This is a genomic window from Streptomyces sp. A18, from assembly GCF_059026065.1.
Genome location: NZ_JBWLKL010000077.1, coordinates 1 through 18330, shown reverse-complemented (window position 1 = coordinate 18330; position 18330 = coordinate 1). Strand labels below are relative to the sequence as shown.

The following is an 18330-nucleotide window of genomic DNA, read 5'->3' as shown; positions in this document are numbered from 1 at the left end:
TACCCCGGTCTGGCAGACGTGTGGCCGCTGACCGCGTTGCAGTCCGGGCTGCTCTTCCACGCCCTGCTCGCCGACGCGGCATACGACGCCTACCACATGCAGCTGGTGTTCCACCTCTCCGGACCGGTCGAGCCGGAGCGGATGCGCGCCGCGGGACAGGCGTTCCTGGACCGCTACGCGAACCTGCGGACGGCGTTCGTCAGCGGCACCACCGGTGAAAGCGTCCAACTCGTCGTCGACGATGTCCAACTGCCCTGGACACAGACCGACTTGAGCGGCCTCTCCGAGGAGGAGCGTGAGGCGGCGTACGAGCGGATCCTGACCGAGGACGACCGCACCCGCTTCGACCTGGAAAAGCCCCCGTTGGTACGGATGACCCTGGTGACCATGGGCCCGGACCGGGCCGAACTGGTCTTCACCGCGCACCACGTCCTCCTGGACGGCTGGTCGCTGCCGCTGCTCATGCAGGATCTGACACGGCTGTACGGCTCCAACGGTGATCCCTCGGTGCTGCCGCGTACGCGGGGCTACCGCGAGTTCCTGACCTGGCTGGCCCAGCAGGACCACGACGCGGCCGCTGGGGCCTGGGCACACGAACTGGACGGACTCGACGAACCGACCCTGCTGTGCCCGGACAACACGGCCGAGCAGGTGGACGGCGAGGACAGGGCAAACGCCGACAGGGACAGCGAGGACAGCGAGGGGATCGGGCAGCTCGAAGTGCCGCTGGCCGTGGAGACATCCCGCGAACTGGAGCGGCAGGCCGCCGAGTTGGGCGTGACCCTGAACACCGTCGTCCAGGCGGCCTGGGCCATTCTGCTCGGTCGGCTCACCGGACGTCAGGACGTGGTGTTCGGCACCACGGTGTCCGGCCGTCCGCCTGCCGTCCCGGACATCGACACCATGGTCGGTCTGTTCATCAACACCCTTCCCGTACGCGTGACCTGCGCCCCCGGGGACACCTTCGCCCAGGTCCTGACGCGGCTGCGGGACCGCCAGGCCGTCCTGCTCGACCACCATCACTACGGCCTCGCACAGATCCAGCAGGACACCGGCCTGAGCACCCTCTTCGACACCATGGTCGGGTTCCAGTCCTATCCGATCGACCGGGTGGGTCTCACCGAGGCGAACACGGCCGCCGGGATCGCGTTCACCGGCCTCACCTCGGTCAGCGGCACCCACTACCCGCTCGGTGTGATCGGCAGCTCCGAACCCAGGCTGCGCGTGGCCATGCAGTACCAGCGCCACGTCTTCGACCACGCCGCAGTGGAGACCATCGCCGACCGGCTCGGACACGTCCTGCGCAGTCTCGCGGCCGACCCGGACCTGGCCGTCGGAACGATCGAGGTGCTGACTCCGGCCGAACGCGAGCTACTCATCGGTGAGTTCACCGATACGGCGGCGCCGCTGCCCGAAGCGACCATTGTCGAACTCTTCGCGCACCAGGTTGCGAAGGCTCCGGACGCCGTCGCGGTCCTCGACAACGACGAGACGCTGACCTACCTGGAGCTCGACGTCCGGTCGAACCGCCTGGCGCGCCGGCTTCTGCGGGCCGGGGTACAGCAGGAGTCCGTGGTGGCCGTCGCGCTGCCACGCTCGACTGCTCTGGTGGTGGCATGGTTGGCCGTGCTCAAGGCGGGCGGCGCGTATCTGCCCGTCGATCCCGGCTACCCGGACGAGCGGATCACGTACATGCTCGCGGACTCCGGGGCCGGCGTGATCCTCGCGGACTCGACGACGGCCAGGGACCTGCCCGACCCGTCCATCCCCGTCATCTGCCCCGCCGATCCCGACGCTCCCGAGGACGCCGAGGCCTTGACCGGCTCCCAGAGCTCCTGGGGCTCCGACGGCGCCGCGTTGACCGACGCGGAGCGCGGGTGGCCGCTGTCGGGCGCGGGCACCGCGTACGTCATCTACACCTCCGGCTCCACCGGCACCCCGAAGGGGGTGGTGGTCTCGCACCGCGGCCTCGCGGGTTTCGCGCAGGCCGCCATAGAGCAGTACGCCGTGGGCTCGGGCGACCGGGTCCTGCAGTTCGCCTCGCCTAGCTTCGACGCCTCGGTCCTGGAGTTGTGCTGCTCGCTGCTCAGCGGTGCGGCGCTGGTGACGGGCGAGGAGGGGCCGCTGGTGGGCGAGCGTCTCGCCGGCGTCCTGGCCGACCGGCGCATCAGTCACACGCTCATCCCGCCCGCGGCGCTGGCCACCGTGGCGCCCGAGGCGGCCGGAGCCCTGCCGGAGTTGCGCACTCTGATCGTCGGGGCAGAGGCCTGCCCGCCCGAGCTCGTGGCGCGGTGGGCGCCCGGACGCCGGATGATCAACTCGTACGGGCCGACGGAGGCCACGGTGGTCGCCACCTGGACGGGCCCCCTGAGCCCTGACGCAGCCGCGCCGCCGATCGGCCGGGCGGCCGGTGCCACCCGCGTGTACGTCCTGGACGCGGCCCTGCGGCTCGTCCCGCCGGGAGTGACCGGGGAGTTGTACGTGGCGGGTGCCGGCCTCGCCCGCGGCTATCTGAACCGGCCCGGTCTCACCGCCGAGCGGTTCCTGGCCGACCCGTTCGGCGAGCCGGGAGAGCGGATGTACCGCACCGGTGACCTGGTCCTGCGGGGGCCGGACGGCCAGCTGCAGTTCACCGGACGCGCCGACGACCAGATCAAACTCCGCGGATTCCGCATCGAACCCGGCGAGATCGAGGCGGTGCTCCTGACGCATCCCGGCGTCGCGCAGGCCGTGGTGGTCGCCGACGGCCCGACGGGCGGTCTGCGTCTCGTGGCCTACGTGGTACCGACCACGGACCGGACCGGGGAGACGACCGACGGCGGACACTCCGCGCCTGCGGCGGACAACGGGGCTCTCGCCGCCGAGCTGCGGTCGCATCTGCGCGAACGGCTGCCGGGACACATGGTGCCGTCCGCGCTGGTGGCCATCGACGAGGTGCCCCTGACATCCAACGGCAAGCTGGACCGGCGCGCCCTCCCGGCGCCGGACGGGGTCGGGCCGACCGTCGGCAGGGCCCCGCGGAACTCGCGCGAAGAACTCCTGTGCGGCCTGTTCGCCGAGGTGCTCGGCCTCGACCGGGTCGGAGCCGACGACGACTTCTTCGGCCTCGGCGGACACTCGCTGCTCGCCACCCAACTGGTCAGCCGCATCCGCACGGTGCTCGGCGTCGAGACGTCGCTGCGGCGCGTGTTCCAGTCACCCACCGTCGCCGAGCTGGCCGCCGAACTGGCCACCGACGGCGACGCCGCCGAGTCGGACGACCCGTTCGCTGCCGTGCTGCCGATCCGAACGAGCGGGGACAAGGCGCCGCTGTGGTGGATCCACCCCGGCAGCGGGCTGTGCTGGATCTACCTCGGATTCGCCGGACGGCTGCCCGCGGACCGACCGGTCTACGGCATCCAGGCGAAGGGCTTCGACGGGGTGACCAGGCCGCCCGAGTCGATCGACGCCATGGTCGCCGACTACGTCGAGGAGATCCTCGCGGTCCAACCCGAGGGCCCCTTCCACCTTCTAGGGCTCTCCCTCGGCGGTACCCTCGCGCACGCCATGGCCGCCGAACTCCAGCGGCGAGGGCACGAGGTGGCGCTTCTCGCCCTCCTCGACAGCGTTCCCAGCACCTTCTTCGAACGCTACGAGCCTCCCCACCCCGACGACATCCGCGCCTACTTCGGCGAGCACCTCATCAGCCCCGGCAGTGCCGGCGACCACGACGCGTTCGTGGACAACGCGGTCTCCATCATCGTCGGCCACACCACGATGCTGCACAGCTTCACGTCGCCGACGTACCGCGGAGACGCGCTGTTCTTCAACGCGACGGCCGAAGGGGACGATTCGTACGCGGACCTGTGGCGCAGTCACATCACCGGCGCCATAAGGGAGTACGACATCGACAGCACGCACCAGGACATGTACTTGCCCGAACCCGCCGATGAGATCTGCGGGGTGGTGGGGCGCGCGATCGACGACGAGGAGGAAGAGGGCTCGGTGACGGAGAACTGACCGGGCACCGACGCGGGCACGACCGGCGCGGCACGACACGGCGCGGTACGCACTCCGGATTTCGCGGAGCATCGGCCCCACCATTCCCCCGAGGGGCGATGGTGGGGCCGCCGCGCGGACGGCCACCGTTTCCCACACAGACTGTCTGAGGGCTGGGCAGTTGAAATGCCGGAAGCACGCATTCGTAGTCTGTGTGACGATCTACGACCCACTTCCCGTCACGGGAATCAATGAGGAGTATCCAGCAGTGAGCCAGCCCAACCCGCAGAACCCGTTCCCGGCGTCACAAGGGCTGCCCAGCTACCCCTCTCCCCAGCAGATGGCCGGATCCCAGTACCCTCCGTTCCAACCGCCCGACTCCCCGTACGCCTACGCCGGGCAGCAGTACCCTTCCTACGCCGGGTGGATGAAGCGGGCCGACGCGTTCCTCCTGGACAGCCTGATCAACTTCGGGCCGATGTGGCTGCTGATAGGTGTCGGTTACGCGATCGACGAGCGAAGCTCGGGCGACAGCGGCGAGATCCCCGCGTCGATCCTGAGCTGGGTGGGCATCATCGCCACGATCGCCATGGTTGTCGTACAACTGATCCGCGAAGGCCGGACCGGCCAGACCATAGGCAAGAAGGCTTTCGGAGTCCGAGCCGTCCGGGACCAAGACGGCCTCGCGCCCGGCATCGGCCTGGCTCTCGGCCGCCGACTCTGCCAGTTCCTCAACTACGCGGTGTTCGGGCTGGGTTGGTGGTGGGCCACCTGGGACACCAAGAAGCAGACGTTCGCCGACAAGATCACCGGCGTTGTCGTTCTCACTGCCGAGGCAGCGCCCAAGCGGAGCGCTATACCAACTGCCTAACATCCGGGCACGGACGGGTGGCGCGCTCGGCACCCGCCCGCCAACGTCCTTCCAGTGGAACTCTGGTGTCGTCGAAGGCCAATGTGCCCCGTTGAGCATCGGGCTGTGGGCGCCTACGCGAGGCCGCCGTTGCTCATCAGCAGCTGACCGTTGATCCACTGGCCCTCCCTGGAGCACAGGAAGTCCACGAGGTGCGCGGTGTCCTGCGGAGTGCCCAGTCGGCCCAGCGGGGAGTTGCGGACGCAGTGCTCGCGGACTTCCTCGGGCATCCATCCGGTGTCGACCGGCCCGGGATTGATCGCGTTCGCGGTCACGCCGAGGTGGCCGAGTTCGTGGGCGGCGGCCAGGGTGATGCGGTCCAGGGCTCCTTTGCTCGCCCCGTAGGGCAGGTTGCCGACGGTGTGGTCACTGGTGAGGCTGACGATCCTGCCGGTTCCCCGTTCTGCGGCGAAGCGGCGTCCGAACTCGCGGATGAGCAGCCAGGTGGCGCGCGTATTGACGGCGAAGTGCCGGTCGAAACTCTCGACGGTGGTGTCAAGCAGCCCAGAGTCGACGGACTCGCAGTGGCTCATCACCAGCGCGGTGACACCTCCCATCCGCTGTTCGACCTCGTCGAAGACGCGTGCCGGGGTATCGGGGTCGGCGAGATCCGCCTCGATCGCGGTGGTGGACGCACCGTGTTCGGCCAGGGCTCGGCTGGTCACTTCGCTCGCGCCGGGCTCGCTGCCCCAGCTCATACGGTCGTCGTAGGGAGTCCAGTAGGTGAAGGCGATGTCCCAGCCCGATGCGGCCAGCCTACGGGCGATGCCCGCCCCGATACCGACGGTGCGGCCTACGCCGGTGATGAGGGCGAGTGGGCGGTCGCCTGCAGGGTCCTGCTCGTGGGCGGGCTGGACGTGATCGATGTTCGTGGTCACGTTCCGGATTGGTTCACGAACGGCACCGGAGCGTCAATCGCTTTCCTGCTACGTGGCGGCAGACGACAGGGCGCACACCAAGGCCCCGGCCGGACAAGGCGGTTAGCCACCGGGGCCGGCCGCGGCCCCCCCTACTGGGTCGTGTGCGTGGGGTAGACCTCGACATCGGTGTAGGCGCCCTTGATGTCCCCCGCGGCCGCGGGCCACTCCAGGGTCACGGTGTGGGTCTCGTTCGGGGGCGTCACCAGGATGTTGGTCGGGCGCGAGAGGCTGTCGCCGGTGTTGTCGATGTCGTAGGCGAGGTTGAAGACAGCGGCGTCGCCGGGCTTCAGGGTGGTGATGCGGGGCTGGGCCTGGCCGCGTCCGATCGGGTTCGAGGTGTTGTCTTCGTCCTTGATGTCGACGCCCGCGAAGCCCGTTGCCGAGCAGGTGGTCGAACCCCGGTTGATCATGGTGATGTCGATCCTGCCGGAGGTCTCGTCGGGCGCGGCGTCCCTGGCGTCGATGGCCAGGTCCTTCGTCTTGCAGAACGTGACCTTGGCGCCGGCCTTCGCACCGTTCGCGGCGTCGGAGTTGGCCTTGGTGTCCTGGCCGGAGCCCGACTTCGCGTTGCCGGCCTCCGAGCCGTCGGAGCCCGAGCCGCCCTCCGACTTCGAGCCGCTCTCCGAGGACGAAGAAGACGAGGAGCCCTTGGAGGACGAGTCCTTCCCGGCGTCGCCGCCGCCACAGGCGCTGAGCGAGAGGGTGGCGGCGACGCTGATGGCCGCGATGGCGGTGATGCGGGTGGACTTCACGGTGTTCCCCTTGATGTAGCGCGGTGCATGTGGTCTGAACTATTTGTATCCCGCACCGAGTTACAGGTCGTCCTCCGCCACGTCTCCGTTCTGTCACAGGCGCATCGCCGTAGCCGCACTGCGCCGCCGGGCGCAGGTCTCCGGCGAACCCGTACATACAAAGAAACACGAAGGCAATTCCCCATGCCTGCCCGATACTCGGAGCAAGCCGACAACAGGAGTGCACATGGCAGCCGCGAGAGTCTCAGACATGCGCCCCGCGATCGACGCCGCACTGGTCAGGCGCCTGGTCGATGCACAGTTCCCTCAGTGGGCAGGGCTTTCCCTGCACCTGGTCGACCCGGCCGGTTCGGACCACGCGATCTACCGGCTGGGCCAGGACTTGTCGGTTCGACTCCCCCGTCACTCTGGGGCCATGGGGCAGGCCACGAAGGAATCCCAATGGCTGCCCCAGCTCGCCCCGCACCTACCCCTGGCCATCCCGACGCCGGTGGGGGTGGGCGAACCCGGCTTCGATTACCCCTGGCATTGGGCGGTGTCCCGCTGGCTGGACGGCGAGGTGGCGACCACTGAGGCATTGGCTGATTCATCCGAGACCGCGTACGAACTGGCCGAGTTCCTGACTGCTCTTCAGCGGTGTACGCCTGAGGGCCTGATCGACGACGCATGCGACGACCTTCTCGCCCGTCCGCTGGCCGATCGAGACAGCGCGACGCGAGCCGCCATCGTGGAAGTCGACAACGCCTTCGACTCCGCCGCCATGACGAAGCTGTGGGACGCCGCGCTGAGCGCCCCCCGATGGAGTCGCCCTCCCGTCTGGTGCCACGGCGACTTCCACACCGGCAACCTCCTGACCAGCAGCGGCCGCCTCAGCGCCGTCATCGACTTCGGCGAACTCGGCATCGGCGACCCGGCCTGCGACCTCACCATCGCCTTCACCCTGATGTCGGCCGAGAGCAGGGCAGCCTTCCGCACCGCCCTCGACGTGGATGAGGCCACCTGGCTACGAGGCCGCGGCTGGGCCTTGGCCACCGGCCTGAACGCCTACACCTCCTACGCCGCCGTCAACCCCCGAGTCGCTGCGGCAACTACCCGCCAGATCACAGAGGCTCTCATCGGCTGATCGAGGACGTGCAGCGAGGTGACCGCCGGGTGGCGATCACACCGCGGCCGCGCGCTGGTTGTGGGGGGCGCACCGCTGACTGGGGAACCCCGTGAGAGGGCACGTTGGAGGGATGAGATCGCACCTGCGCAACAGTCCTCACGGCTATGGCACGGTCACGAAGACGCTTCACTGGGTGGTCTTCGTGACCATGGCAGCGCAGTTCGCCGTGGGATACCTGCTCGACGCGGACAGCGGCGGCCATGGCCGGGGACGCGGGCGTGGCCGAGGCGAGGACTCGGGCAGAGGACGAGGTCGTGGCGGGGACCCGGAGGACGGGTACGAGCCTTTCGGCGATGATGCGCTGCTCACCGTGCACGTCGTGCTCGGCGCCACGGTCGTGCTCCTCGGTGTCGTCCGGCTCGCGTGGCGGCTGGCCACGGCGCTTCCCCCGTGGGCGCCGACTCTCAGCCACCGAGAGCGGCGTCTCGCGCACGGCACCGAGACTGCCTTGTACGCGGCCATGTTCGCCGTCCCGGCCACTGGTGTCGCACTGGTGCTGTCGGGCGACGGTCTGCTCGTTGTCCATGTCTCGGCGCAGATCCTCTTCTTGACGGCTCTGGCGGTCCACGTCGGACTGGTGCTCAAGCACCAACTGATCAACCGGGACCACCTTCTACGTCGGATGACCTGAAGCCACCGGCGAGTTGAGCCGACGCAACCGATTCTTGGCGTTCTCGCTGGTCTTCTGGTTCTCAGCGGCTGCTGGCAGGCTCTGGCGCAGGCCGGAGGACCCGAGCGCCGGGGTCACAGCCTCTCCCGGCCGGGTTCGGGCCGCCTGCGTGGCCACCGTGTGCCCACCCGCTTGCTCTGCGTCCCGCTCTCGGATGTGGGCGTCGGAGGTGTTCCCTCGCTGACGGCGGCCGTCTCGGCCGGGGCGATGCGGCGCAGCAGGAAGCCTGCGGTCAGGGCCATGACGAACATCAACACCGCATACACCGCCGAGGGGATGGCCATGCGGGTGCTGTCCAGCAGCGAGGGGCTGAGGGCGATGGCCATCGACAGCGTGGTGTTGTGCATGCCGATCTCGAAGCAGGTGGCGACGGACTGCCGGTGGTCGCCGCGGGCCAGCCGGGTCGCGCCGTAGCCGACGGTGAGGGAGATGGTGCCGAAGAGGAAGACGACGATGCCGACGTCGGCGAGATAGCCGAGCACGTTCTCCCGCTCGGCGGCAAGCGCGGCGATGATGATGCCGACGAGAGCGACGACCGCCGTCACCTTGACCATCCTCGTGGAGCGCTCCGCGAAGTCCGGACGGCGGTGTCGTACCCACATCCCCGCCGCGACCGGCACCAGCACGATGAGGAAGACCTGCAGCGTCTTGTCGAAGCGCAAGCCCAGCGCCTCGTCCGTACCGGTCATGAAGTGGTCCAGGGAGAGATTCACGACGATCGGCAGCGTGAGGACGGCGATGACCGAATTGATGGCGGTCAGCGTGACGTTGAGGGCGACGTCGCCGCCGAAGAGGTGGCTGAAGATATTGGCCATCGTGCCGCCGGGAGAAGCCGCGAGCAGCATCATCCCGACGGCCAGCGCGGGACTCAGATCGAAGGCCAGCACCAGCCCGAGACAGGCCGCGGGCAGCAGCACCAACTGACAGAAAAGCGCGACGGCGACGGGCCGGGGATACGCCGCGATCCTGCGGAAGTCGGCCACGGTCAGGCCGAGTCCGAGACCGAACATGATCACGGCGAGGACAGCAGGCAGCAGATAGGTGGTCAGCGGCGAGTCCACGGGAACAGACTCCGGGACGCTGCTCGAAAAGTCTACGACCGTACCGAACAGCTCCCGCACCATGACTGCGACGGAGAAGTGAGAAGGCCCCGCGTCCGAAAGCCGACGCCAGAGGCCGAGCCGGCCCGCGCTGGTGGATATAGCTTCGGGATCACGAAGCCGCTGATCGGCACACCCACAGACCAGGCGCGGGCCGATCCGGGCGGCCAGGAGGCCGTCATCCATATTGCGCGCGTCGTCGACCAGTTGGTCCACCGCGGCCGGCCGCGGATCGATACCAGGCAGCGCCTGCGCCTCACCGATTCCGGGCAAGGAGAGCTTCCTCGTCACGACCGACGAGGGAACGCTGCTGATCGACGGCGGCAAGCGCACCGAGATCCCGCGCCGGGCCCCCGCCACCATGAACGGCGAGAAGACCCCGGAGCACGAGCGCAACACACGCCCGCCGCCGGGGCTCGGCGGGGAAGTGTCGACTCAAGCAGGGGCTTGCACACCCCGCCAGGCACACCCCACCGGAGTGTCTTCCGCTCTGGGTCGCCACCACCCCCTCAGGCGGTGCTGGGCCCGCCGCCCGGGGCGCCGCGGGACCAGACCTCGGGGCCGCCTCCCCGCCAGTCGATGCACGTCGCCGTCTCGACGATGAAGGCGTCGGCCCCGTTCATCCCGGCCCGGCGCAGGATCTCGGCCATGTCGGCGATGTTGTGCGCCAGGCCCAGGATCTGTCCGTCCACACGCACACGGCGGCCCCCGGTCGGGGAGGGCGGCGACACGATGACGTGGAGTGCTTCGGTCATGGAGCCACTCTCACGCTCAGGCGAGGAACCGGCACCTGCTGGGCGTCCGAGTGGCCGACGGTCCCAGATTCCTGCCGCCCCACAGAAGGTTTTGCTACATGATGGCCGCTTTAGTCGCAGTTTTGCGATGAATGCGCGTTATCGCCGTTACATCTCTTACGTGTGGCCTTGATGTGAGGTGCGTAACTTCGTAGATGTCGCCGCAACGAAAGCGGCCACGCACCCCCCACAGATGTATCCGACCCGAAAGGGCCCCCTTCATCATGCGTACCGCTCGTACCCTGCGCACCACTGCCATCGCCGTCATCGCCACCGCGGGCATCAGTCTCGGAGCCGCGTCCGGTGCCGTGGCCTCCACCGTCCACCACACGGCCAGCCCGGCGAGCCTCGTCGTCGAGTCCATCGCGCACTCCAAGACCAAGACCAAGGTCAAGACGGTGAAGCTGCGTGACGGCTCCACCGCGAAGGTCTACAAGCTCGGCAAGAACAAGGCCAAAGCCGTCATCGCGGGCCCCAAGGGCGCCACGCTGATCGCCAACGGCAAGAACGCCGTCGCCAACCACAACGGCCTGCACATCAAGCTCACCCCCAGCGGCGTGCTGACCTCCTGGATGGACAAGGCGAAGCCCAAGCCGAAGCCGAAGCCGCAGCCCGAGAAGCGCCAGCACGTCCGCAACGACACCCTCGCCGACGGCTCCCTGGCCCGCGTCTACAAGCTCTCGCCCACGCACTGGCAGGCCGTCACGGCTGCCGGCTCCCTGGACGCCAACGGCCGTACGGCTTCCGGCGAGCACAACGGCATGCACGTGACGCTCTCGCCGAGCGGCGCCCTCAAGTCCTGGATGGACAAGACGGACGACGCCGCGCCGGACCCGCAGCCGACCCCTGACGACGACGTCCAGCCCGACCCGCAGCCCACGCCCACGCCGGACGACGACGTGCAGCCCGCCCCGCAACCGGCCCCGGACACCGACCCGGTCAAGCCCGACGTGAAGCCGGCCCCCGACACCGTGGGCCCCGACACCATCACCGCCCCGGTCCCGGCACCGGCCGCCTGACCCTTCCCAGCCCCCGGCAGGACGCGCACCACGCGGAGTGAGGGACGTGCTCACACGCCCCTTGCGTGTCCTGCCGGGCCCGCTCGCCGCAACCGAGGCGCCCTTCACCGCCTCGGCCACAGGGACGAGCACACCAAGGGTTGCCCGGACGCGGTGGAACTCATCCGGGCAACCCTTGGCGCCCCGACGCCTGCACCTGCCGGCAGCGCTCGACGGGCAAACCGCTCGGTCTCATCCCCGAGCGGGCTACGTGTGCCGCTGCTCGTCCGGGCGCCGCGTCCTGAACCACACCGCACCCCACACCCCCGCGACCAGGCCCGCGCCGAGACCGATCGTCGCCCAGTCGGAGCCGCCACCGCTGGAGCCGCCGACACCGGCGTGGGAGCCACGCGTGGGCATCGGGCGCGGCGGGTTGGGCATCACCGAACCGGCGACATTCAGCGTGTAGGTCGACTCCCCGCCCTGGCAGTCCACGTCCACGTCGTACGACCCGGCCTCGGCGCTTGAGCGGATGTGCGCCGTACCCGTGTAGATGCCCTCCGAGCCGGTCGACAGGGTGACGGGCTGGTCGAAGGCGTCCGACCGAGCGGTGGCGGACCCGGCCTCGCACCCACCGGAGACCGACAGGATCACGGAGTCCCCCGGCTTTGCCGGGTCCGGTGTCGCGGAGAACGACGGCTGGCGCTGGTCGCCCGCGCTCGCCGACGGGACGGCGATCGTGAACGCGGTGGCGGTGGTCAGCGCCGCGGTGGCGACGGCGGATATGACACGCATAGGTCGACCTCGATCCGGGCACGGCCGGACCGGTCGGGTCCCTGGATGCGGTGCCTGTCCACATCCATGGCAGAACGGCTCCACTCCGGCGCCCGGAGCAGAGCCACCTGGCGTAACGGGGCAGCACCGATGCCGAAGTGCTCCGCCACTTCCGCGACGGGCAGCACCAGCGAGCGGCATGAGCCTGCGTCCGCTCCATGACGACGGCCCGCGGCACATGATCGGATCGGACCGCTGCGGTCGGGTACAGCCCGGGGCTGTTCCGGCAGGGTTGTCATCGAAAGGAGGCCTCGTGATCTCGGTACTCAACCACCTCGTCGATCGCGTCGAGGAGCACCTCGCCGAAGACCTCGACGTCGACGGCCTGGCCAGGAAGCTCGGCACGACCGAATACCACCTGCGCCGGATGTTCTCGTCGTTGGCCGGCATGCCGCTGTCGGAGTATGTGCGCCGGCGCCGCATGACCGTCGCCGCTGCCGACGTCGTCCGCGGCGAGGACGATCTGCTGAGCATCGCCGTACGGCACGGATACGGCTCGACCGAGGCGTTCGGACGCGCGTTCCGCGCGGTCCACGGCGCCGGCCCTCGTGACGTACGCCGCGACGGAGGCCCCCTGCGCACACAACCACGACTCAGGATCCGCCTGAGCGTAGAAGGGAGCATCCCCATGGACACCCGCCTCGTCGACCGCCCCGCATTCCGGCTGGTCGGACACGCAACCCGGGTCCCGCTCATCCACCAGGGCATCAATCCGCACATCCAGGAGCACATCACCGCCCTGCCACAGGAGGAGCATCTGCGGCTGAAGGCCCTGAGCGACGCCGAACCAGGGGGCCTGCTGCAAGTCTGCGACGACCTTGATCCCGATGGATCAGAGGGCAGCGAACTGACCTACCTGCACGGGGTCGCCGTCTCCCGAGACACATCGGCCCCCGAGGATCTCGATGCCATTGACGTTCCGGCCGGCAGGTGGGCGGTCTTCCGCACCACCGGACCGCATCCGCAGGCCCTGCAGACGACCTGGGCCGCGACCGCGACCGAGTGGTTCCCTTCCAACCCCTGGCGTCTGCGTCCAGGTCCCTCACTCGTGGCGGTCCTCGATCGTGCGGATGACTTCAGCACGGCGACCTGCGAACTGTGGCTCCCTGTCGAACCGGCGTAAGGGCTCGCGGTAACGCCATCACTCGTGGCCGCCGAGCATCCCCCCTGCTGACATCCTTTCAGCACGGGTATCGCCGTCAGGGGTCAGCCCCGCAGCGCCTCCTCGTCGTGCCGAGAGCGCGTGACAGGCCGGACGGAAATCCAGAGCGGAAGAAGACCGATCAGCAGCGCCGGGAACAGCCGGTCCGGTCGGGACGGTTGCATCGACCGAGGGACCGGAGCCGCACGGGCGGGGAACACGGAGACCACAGGGTCGTCCGCCCCGCCAGGCTCCGGGCCCCCGGGATCGCGGTATGCCCACCGCGCACTCGGACCGAGGTCTTGTTTCTACAGAAGGACTGCTTGATGACTGACCGGCCCTTGACCCTCATGGCAGTGCACGCGCACCCCGACGACGAAGCCACCGGAACGGGAGGGGTTCTCGCTCAGTACGCCGCGGAAGGCATTCGCACGGTGCTCGTGACGTGTACCGACGGCGGTTGCGGTGACGGACCGGGGGGTGTCAAGCCGGGTGAGCCCGGCCACGATCCGGCCGCCGTCGCCTTGATGCGCCGTCAGGAACTTCAGGCGAGCTGTGATGTCCTGAAGATCAGCGATCTGGAGACGCTGGACTATGCCGACTCCGGGATGATCGGCTGGCCGAGCAATGACGCCCCCGGATCCTTCTGGCAGACGCCCGTGGAGGAAGGCGCCGCACGGCTCGCGGAACTCATGCGGCACTACCAGCCCGATGTGGTCGTCACCTACGACGAGAACGGCTTCTACGGCCACCCCGACCACATCCAGGCGCACCGCATCACGATGGCGGCGCTGGAGATGACCGGGCTGACGCCGAAGGTGTACTGGACGACGATGCCCCGCTCGGGGATGCAGCGGTTCGGGGAGATCATGCGCGAGTTCCATGAGGACATGCCGGAGCCGGACCCTGCCGAGACCGCCGCGATGGCCGAGATCGGACTCCCCGACGACGAGATCACCACGTGGGTGGACACCACCGCCTTCAGCAGCCAGAAGTTCGACTCCCTGGCCGCGCACGCCAGTCAGGGCGAGAACATCTTCTTCCTCAAGATGGGGAAGGACAGGTTCGGCGAGTTGATGGGCATGGAGACCTTCGTGCGCGTCCAGGACACCACCGGCGCCGCCATCCCCGAGAACGACCTCTTCGCCGGACTGCGCTGACCCGCCCGCCCCGACCAGGGCCCGGGAAAACTCATCGGCCGCACGGCACGAACGAGCGCGTAACCCATCGGCGGGCTTGTCCACGCGAGGTTGCACTCCGGCAGCCCGCGTGGCGGCCCGCCGACGTCGACGCGCGCCCGCGCCGCGACCCGAGGACTCCTCGCCGAAGCGGATTTCACACGGCGCGCGTCACGAGTCCGATCCGGTCTGAGCGCGGGCGATCTCCTTGAGGGCCACCCGGGCAGCCGGCGTCCCAGCAGACGTTCGCCAGAAGGGATGCCCTGCGATGCGGCGGGACAGCGCCAGCAGGCGGCGGCGCGCGGCGGTCTGCGACCCGGCCGGTGCGTCGGCAAGTTCGTCGTAGGTGAGGTACCAAGCGATCTGATCGCTCAGAAGGTCGCTGGGGAAGTGGACACGATCCATACCCCCGAATAGACCACATGTTCGATTTTCAAGGCAAAGGCTCACTTTCACGGAGCCCGCCCACCACGTCCCCGCACAGATCCTGTTCTCATCCGCACCACCGCTGGGGGCGCGTCCGTCACGGCGTGCTCTTGCAGCTCAGCCGGAGTGGTCGGAACGGCCGCTTCTGGCAATGCGCGCCCTCGACGGGCAAGGCGAACCGGCCGCAGCCCCCATTGGTGACCAGGTAATGCAGCGTGGCGTAGGGGAGAGGACGGATCCGGCCGGCGGCGACCAGTCGGTCAAGGAGACGCTCGACACCGGGCCGCAGCGGATTGACGAACCGCTCGGCGACGAATCGGACCCGCGACCTGTCGATGGCCCAGCCAGAGCCGCGCCCCCGACATCGTTGTCGCGAGCGCGGCCTGTACGGATCACTGCGGTCCTACGGGATGCGGTGAGGCCCAGCGGAGCACCGCACGCTGACGCGTCCGGTCGTCGCCCTACGGCGTGTAGACGGCGTCACTGCCGTACAACTCCCTGGTGAAGGCCGAGACATCGGCGCTGCGGTCCGTTCCGTCGAGGTTGTACGTCAGATAGACGCCGTACCCCTCACTGACGGTGCGGCGGGCGAGGTCGGCGGCCGTGCTCTGCGAGGTCCGGCCGATCTCGACGGCGGCCGGCGACAACTTCGACTTGGGCAGTGCGATGCCCGGAACCTGCCAGGTGCCGTAGTACGGGTTCCAGGCGTAGTCGAACTTGGACGAGATGTCGACGCCGCCGTAGGAGAGACGGGACGCGGCCGGGCCGATGTTGTAGAGGCTGATGATCTTGTCCGGCATGTTCGCGCGCAGCGCCGTCACCAGGTGCACGAACGAGCTGGCGTTGGGCTGGCCCGTGCCGTTGTTGCCGTACTCGGCGTACTCGTCGTCGAAGTCGATGCCGTCGAGGCCGTACTTGGTCACGGTGTCCGACAGTTGCTTCGCGAACCCCGAAGCCGCTTGCTGGGACGGGAAGTTGGCGAAGCCCGCACCCTGGTGGTTGCCGAGCACCGAGAGGACGACCTTGATGCCCTTCTCCTGCAACGGCCGTATCTGCGTGGCGGCGTTGTCGAGGACGCGCTGCACGTTCTCGTTGAAGTGCAGATACGCCGACTTCGTGTCCGTGTCGTAGTTGATGTTCGCTGCGAAGATCACGGCGACGTCGAAGGCGTTGCCGCCGCCGTTGGCGAGGCTGTATTTGCCGACGTTCAGCATGCTGTTGTTGTTCACCTCGACGTACGCCACCGAGGTCGGTCCCTGTTTCGCGGGAGCGGGAGCGGGAGCGGGGGCCGCTGCCGCGCCGGTCGCAGCGGTCGTGCCGAAGGCGAGGGCCGCGGCGGCCGAGAGCGCGAGCGCGGCCGTCCGCACTCTGCTCCGTACCAGAGTGAACATCGTTGATCGGTCTCCCATCACTTGGGGCGGCGCCCGACCAGTTCGAAACGCCGAGTGAGCCCCCTGAGTTTTCCGCTCCCGTGACCGGACCCCAAGAATCATGCGCGAACTCTTCACAAGTCCCACGCACCTCGCGCCACAACCGGCTCTCTGGGTACAGGAGTTGAGGCAAGGGAGAGGAGACCGCATCAGTGGCTGTCGACGCTGATGGTGCGTCAATCGAGGTCAGATCAATCGAGGCGGGGCGCCGAAGGTGCCCGCGTCTTGATCAGCCGCCCCTCCACCGTGCCGATCACCAGGTCACCGTCCGGACCGGCGCTCAGGCACGTCGGGGTGTAGACGTGCCCGCCGATGTCGAGCGTCTTCCGCCGCACCACCGTGCCTTCCGCCGCGCGCAGCGTGAGCAGCTCGCAAGCACCGGTCACGGCGTGCACGAGCCCGCCGTGGACGTCGACCCCGGCAATCGACGCATCGAAGCGGTGCGCCCAGACCACAGCACCGCCCGGGTACGCGCGACGTACGAGGTGGCTGCCGTCGGGCGCCGTACACGTGTGGACGAGCCCTGGCCCGGCGTCGTCGTCGACGTACACGGCCGGACCGCCGCGCAGGTACGAGCCGAGGTAGTCGTCCCAGCCGAACGGGAACAACCGCTCGATCCCGTTGGGGTCCGCCCGCACGACCCACTTCTCCAACGCTTCCGTCCGCACGTCCCCGCCACCGACGCCGTAGAGGAACAGCAGATGGGGCGAGCGTCGCACCGGAAAATCGTAGGAACTGTCGCTCTCCCCCAGCGCCAGGCTGCTCAGCCGCCGCCCGGAAGGCGTGAGCACGACACCCTCGTTCGGCGGCCAGAGCGGTCCGGGAAACAGCTCCCGGGAGTCGCGGGCCACCCAGGCACCATCCGTGCGCGCAGCGATGGCGACCGGGAAGTCGAGGCGGAGCTCGGCGAGCCGGGCGCCGTCGGCGAGGTCGAAGCGGAGCAACAGCGTGCGCCGGTGGCTGCTGTCGCCCTCCAAGACGGTGGCCCAGGCACTCTCCTGGTCCGGAGCGACGTACAGCCGACAGCCATTGCGCTGCAGGAACCCGTCAGGCGCCGGCTCGGACCACTGCAGAGTGCCGCCCGGGGACCAGCACTCCAGCAGTGATCCGCTCTGCGGCACGGCCAGCATCCGGCCGTCCCTCAGCACCTCCACCACGGCCGTCCCGGGCCGCTTGGTCCAGGCACGGCCTCGCTCGGCGGCGGCGCCGGCAAGGTATCGCTGAGGCCCGTCGATGCCCGGTCCTTTGATGCCGCTCCAGTCGATCTCCACCGGCACCTGCGGCCAGGAGACCAGTGCCGCGAGCACGTCGGCGGTCACGCCATGCCAGTCGTCGCGCTCGGCGACGGACCGCGTGTACGTCTGTCGGCCCAGGTCTTCGAAGTCGACGACCGGCCGAGCGAACGTCACCTCCAGGCCGCGCGCGTCCCGCCATCGCAGGGCGGTGACACCGGCACCGGCGACGGCCACGTCGGTCCGGCGCCGGGTCTCCGGCTCGTAGATATGCAGCCCGCCCTGGAGTTCGAACTCGTCGCCGTCCTCCGTGCCCACTGCAAGCACAGGCAGGACGGGATGAAAGGCGAGCCCTTCGATGCCGTGCTCCAGCACGATCTCGTCCCACAGGATGAGATCGCTCGTCCGATAGATGACGATCCGCCCCCGGCCGCCGCGCACGATCGCGTGACAACTCACGGCGATCCAGTTGCCATCCGCACTCACGTCGGTCGTGTACGGGTGACCGATCTCGGGGAACAGCTCGTCGGGTATCAGACGCATCGCAGGAGCGTATCGTTCGATGATCGCCGGCGAACGATCCTGCCTCTGTTCTCGCCCGGTGGAGGGCTCCCGGGGCCGCCGTGTCGGATTCCGACCCCAGATGACCAGGGGAGCCTGTCCAACCCGTTACCCTTCACAGTGTCTACGGCGTCAAATAGCGGGCGCCAACCACTGGAGGCACTACTTCATGCTGATCGCTCAGCGTCCCTCGTTGACCGAAGAGGTCGTCGACGAATTCCGCTCCCGGTTCGTGATCGAG

15 protein-coding genes are annotated in these 18330 nt (G+C 68.9%); 7 read left to right on the top strand and 8 right to left on the bottom strand.

Annotated elements, in window-relative coordinates; genetic code table 11:
• Both AC5P1C_RS42600 and AC5P1C_RS42595 read left to right on the top strand, forming a co-directional pair.
• Positions 1-3999, top strand: a 3999-nt coding sequence (locus AC5P1C_RS42600) for a non-ribosomal peptide synthetase (protein ID WP_493871393.1), incomplete at its 5' end; no start/stop codon positions are given.
• Positions 4000-4246: 247 nt separating this feature from the next.
• Complete coding sequence (locus tag AC5P1C_RS42595) at positions 4247-4849, top strand: RDD family protein (protein WP_493871392.1); 603 nt, start codon at positions 4247-4249, stop codon at positions 4847-4849.
• Between the two features lie 113 nt (positions 4850-4962).
• Here AC5P1C_RS42595 and AC5P1C_RS42590 read toward each other — a convergent pair whose 3' ends face one another.
• Positions 4963-5766 (bottom strand): SDR family oxidoreductase, encoded by an 804-nt coding sequence (locus AC5P1C_RS42590; RefSeq protein WP_493871391.1) that lies wholly within the window; start codon positions 5764-5766, stop codon positions 4963-4965.
• 131 nt (positions 5767-5897) lie between these two features.
• On the bottom strand, positions 5898-6560 hold the full coding sequence (locus AC5P1C_RS42585) for a DUF4232 domain-containing protein (RefSeq protein WP_493871390.1): 663 nt from the start codon (positions 6558-6560) through the stop codon (positions 5898-5900).
• Between the two features lie 226 nt (positions 6561-6786).
• Between AC5P1C_RS42585 and AC5P1C_RS42580 the strand changes: the two genes are divergently transcribed.
• Together AC5P1C_RS42580 and AC5P1C_RS42575 are read left to right on the top strand one after the other, a co-directional pair.
• Positions 6787-7683 (top strand): aminoglycoside phosphotransferase family protein, encoded by an 897-nt coding sequence (locus tag AC5P1C_RS42580; RefSeq protein WP_493871389.1) that lies wholly within the window; start codon positions 6787-6789, stop codon positions 7681-7683.
• 112 nt (positions 7684-7795) lie between these two features.
• Positions 7796-8356 carry a cytochrome b gene (locus tag AC5P1C_RS42575; protein ID WP_493871388.1) on the top strand — a complete coding sequence of 187 codons (561 nt, stop codon included), beginning with the start codon at positions 7796-7798 and terminating at the stop codon, positions 8354-8356.
• A gap of 113 nt (positions 8357-8469) precedes the next feature.
• On the opposite strand, the gene AC5P1C_RS42570 is transcribed toward AC5P1C_RS42575, so the two are convergent.
• Together AC5P1C_RS42570 and AC5P1C_RS42565 are read right to left on the bottom strand one after the other, a co-directional pair.
• Positions 8470-9768: a bile acid:sodium symporter family protein gene (locus tag AC5P1C_RS42570; RefSeq protein ID WP_493871387.1), complete on the bottom strand. Its 1299-nt coding sequence runs from the start codon at positions 9766-9768 to the stop codon at positions 8470-8472.
• Between the two features lie 236 nt (positions 9769-10004).
• Complete coding sequence (locus AC5P1C_RS42565; RefSeq protein ID WP_493871386.1) at positions 10005-10250, bottom strand: hypothetical protein; 246 nt, start codon at positions 10248-10250, stop codon at positions 10005-10007.
• 263 nt (positions 10251-10513) lie between these two features.
• Between AC5P1C_RS42565 and AC5P1C_RS42560 the strand changes: the two genes are divergently transcribed.
• On the top strand, positions 10514-11308 hold the full coding sequence (locus tag AC5P1C_RS42560; RefSeq protein ID WP_493871385.1) for a hypothetical protein: 795 nt from the start codon (positions 10514-10516) through the stop codon (positions 11306-11308).
• Between the two features lie 246 nt (positions 11309-11554).
• Here the strand turns inward: AC5P1C_RS42560 and AC5P1C_RS42555 are convergent, their stop codons facing one another.
• A complete protein-coding gene (locus AC5P1C_RS42555) occupies positions 11555-12082 on the bottom strand; it encodes a hypothetical protein (RefSeq protein ID WP_493871384.1) in 528 nt (175 codons plus the stop codon).
• A 292-nt stretch (positions 12083-12374) separates the two neighbouring features.
• On the opposite strand from AC5P1C_RS42555, the gene AC5P1C_RS42550 reads away from it, so the two are divergent.
• Positions 12375-13244 (top strand): AraC family transcriptional regulator, encoded by an 870-nt coding sequence (locus tag AC5P1C_RS42550; RefSeq protein ID WP_493871383.1) that lies wholly within the window; start codon positions 12375-12377, stop codon positions 13242-13244.
• A 344-nt stretch (positions 13245-13588) separates the two neighbouring features.
• Complete coding sequence (locus AC5P1C_RS42545) at positions 13589-14422, top strand: PIG-L family deacetylase (protein ID WP_493871382.1); 834 nt, start codon at positions 13589-13591, stop codon at positions 14420-14422.
• Between the two features lie 189 nt (positions 14423-14611).
• Here AC5P1C_RS42545 and AC5P1C_RS42540 read toward each other — a convergent pair whose 3' ends face one another.
• The 3 genes from AC5P1C_RS42540 to AC5P1C_RS42530 all read right to left on the bottom strand — a co-directional run bounded on the left by AC5P1C_RS42540 (position 14612) and on the right by AC5P1C_RS42530 (position 18071).
• On the bottom strand, positions 14612-14845 hold the full coding sequence (locus AC5P1C_RS42540; RefSeq protein ID WP_493871381.1) for a DUF8825 domain-containing protein: 234 nt from the start codon (positions 14843-14845) through the stop codon (positions 14612-14614).
• Positions 14846-15327: 482 nt separating this feature from the next.
• Positions 15328-16257, bottom strand: coding sequence for an endo-beta-N-acetylglucosaminidase H (locus AC5P1C_RS42535; protein ID WP_493871380.1), 930 nt, complete (start codon positions 16255-16257; stop codon positions 15328-15330).
• A gap of 230 nt (positions 16258-16487) precedes the next feature.
• Entirely contained in the window at positions 16488-18071 is a 1584-nt protein-coding gene (locus tag AC5P1C_RS42530; protein WP_493871379.1) for a hypothetical protein, read from the bottom strand.
• Positions 18072-18330: the final 259 nt, after the last annotated feature.

Bases quoted from the DNA above. Each gene is read 5' to 3' on its own strand.
- AC5P1C_RS42545 (WP_493871382.1), top strand. From the start codon at position 13,589: ATGACTGACCGGCCCTTGACCCTCATGGCAGTGCACGCGCACCCCGAC.
- AC5P1C_RS42535 (WP_493871380.1), bottom strand. From the start codon at position 16,257: ATGTTCACTCTGGTACGGAGCAGAGTGCGGACGGCCGCGCTCGCGCTC.
- AC5P1C_RS42540 (WP_493871381.1), bottom strand. From the start codon at position 14,845: ATGGATCGTGTCCACTTCCCCAGCGACCTTCTGAGCGATCAGATCGCT.
- AC5P1C_RS42580 (WP_493871389.1), top strand. From the start codon at position 6,787: ATGGCAGCCGCGAGAGTCTCAGACATGCGCCCCGCGATCGACGCCGCA.
- AC5P1C_RS42565 (WP_493871386.1), bottom strand. From the start codon at position 10,250: ATGACCGAAGCACTCCACGTCATCGTGTCGCCGCCCTCCCCGACCGGG.
- AC5P1C_RS42560 (WP_493871385.1), top strand. From the start codon at position 10,514: ATGCGTACCGCTCGTACCCTGCGCACCACTGCCATCGCCGTCATCGCC.
- AC5P1C_RS42555 (WP_493871384.1), bottom strand. From the start codon at position 12,082: ATGCGTGTCATATCCGCCGTCGCCACCGCGGCGCTGACCACCGCCACC.
- AC5P1C_RS42530 (WP_493871379.1), bottom strand. From the start codon at position 18,071: ATGCGTCTGATACCCGACGAGCTGTTCCCCGAGATCGGTCACCCGTAC.
- AC5P1C_RS42575 (WP_493871388.1), top strand. From the start codon at position 7,796: ATGAGATCGCACCTGCGCAACAGTCCTCACGGCTATGGCACGGTCACG.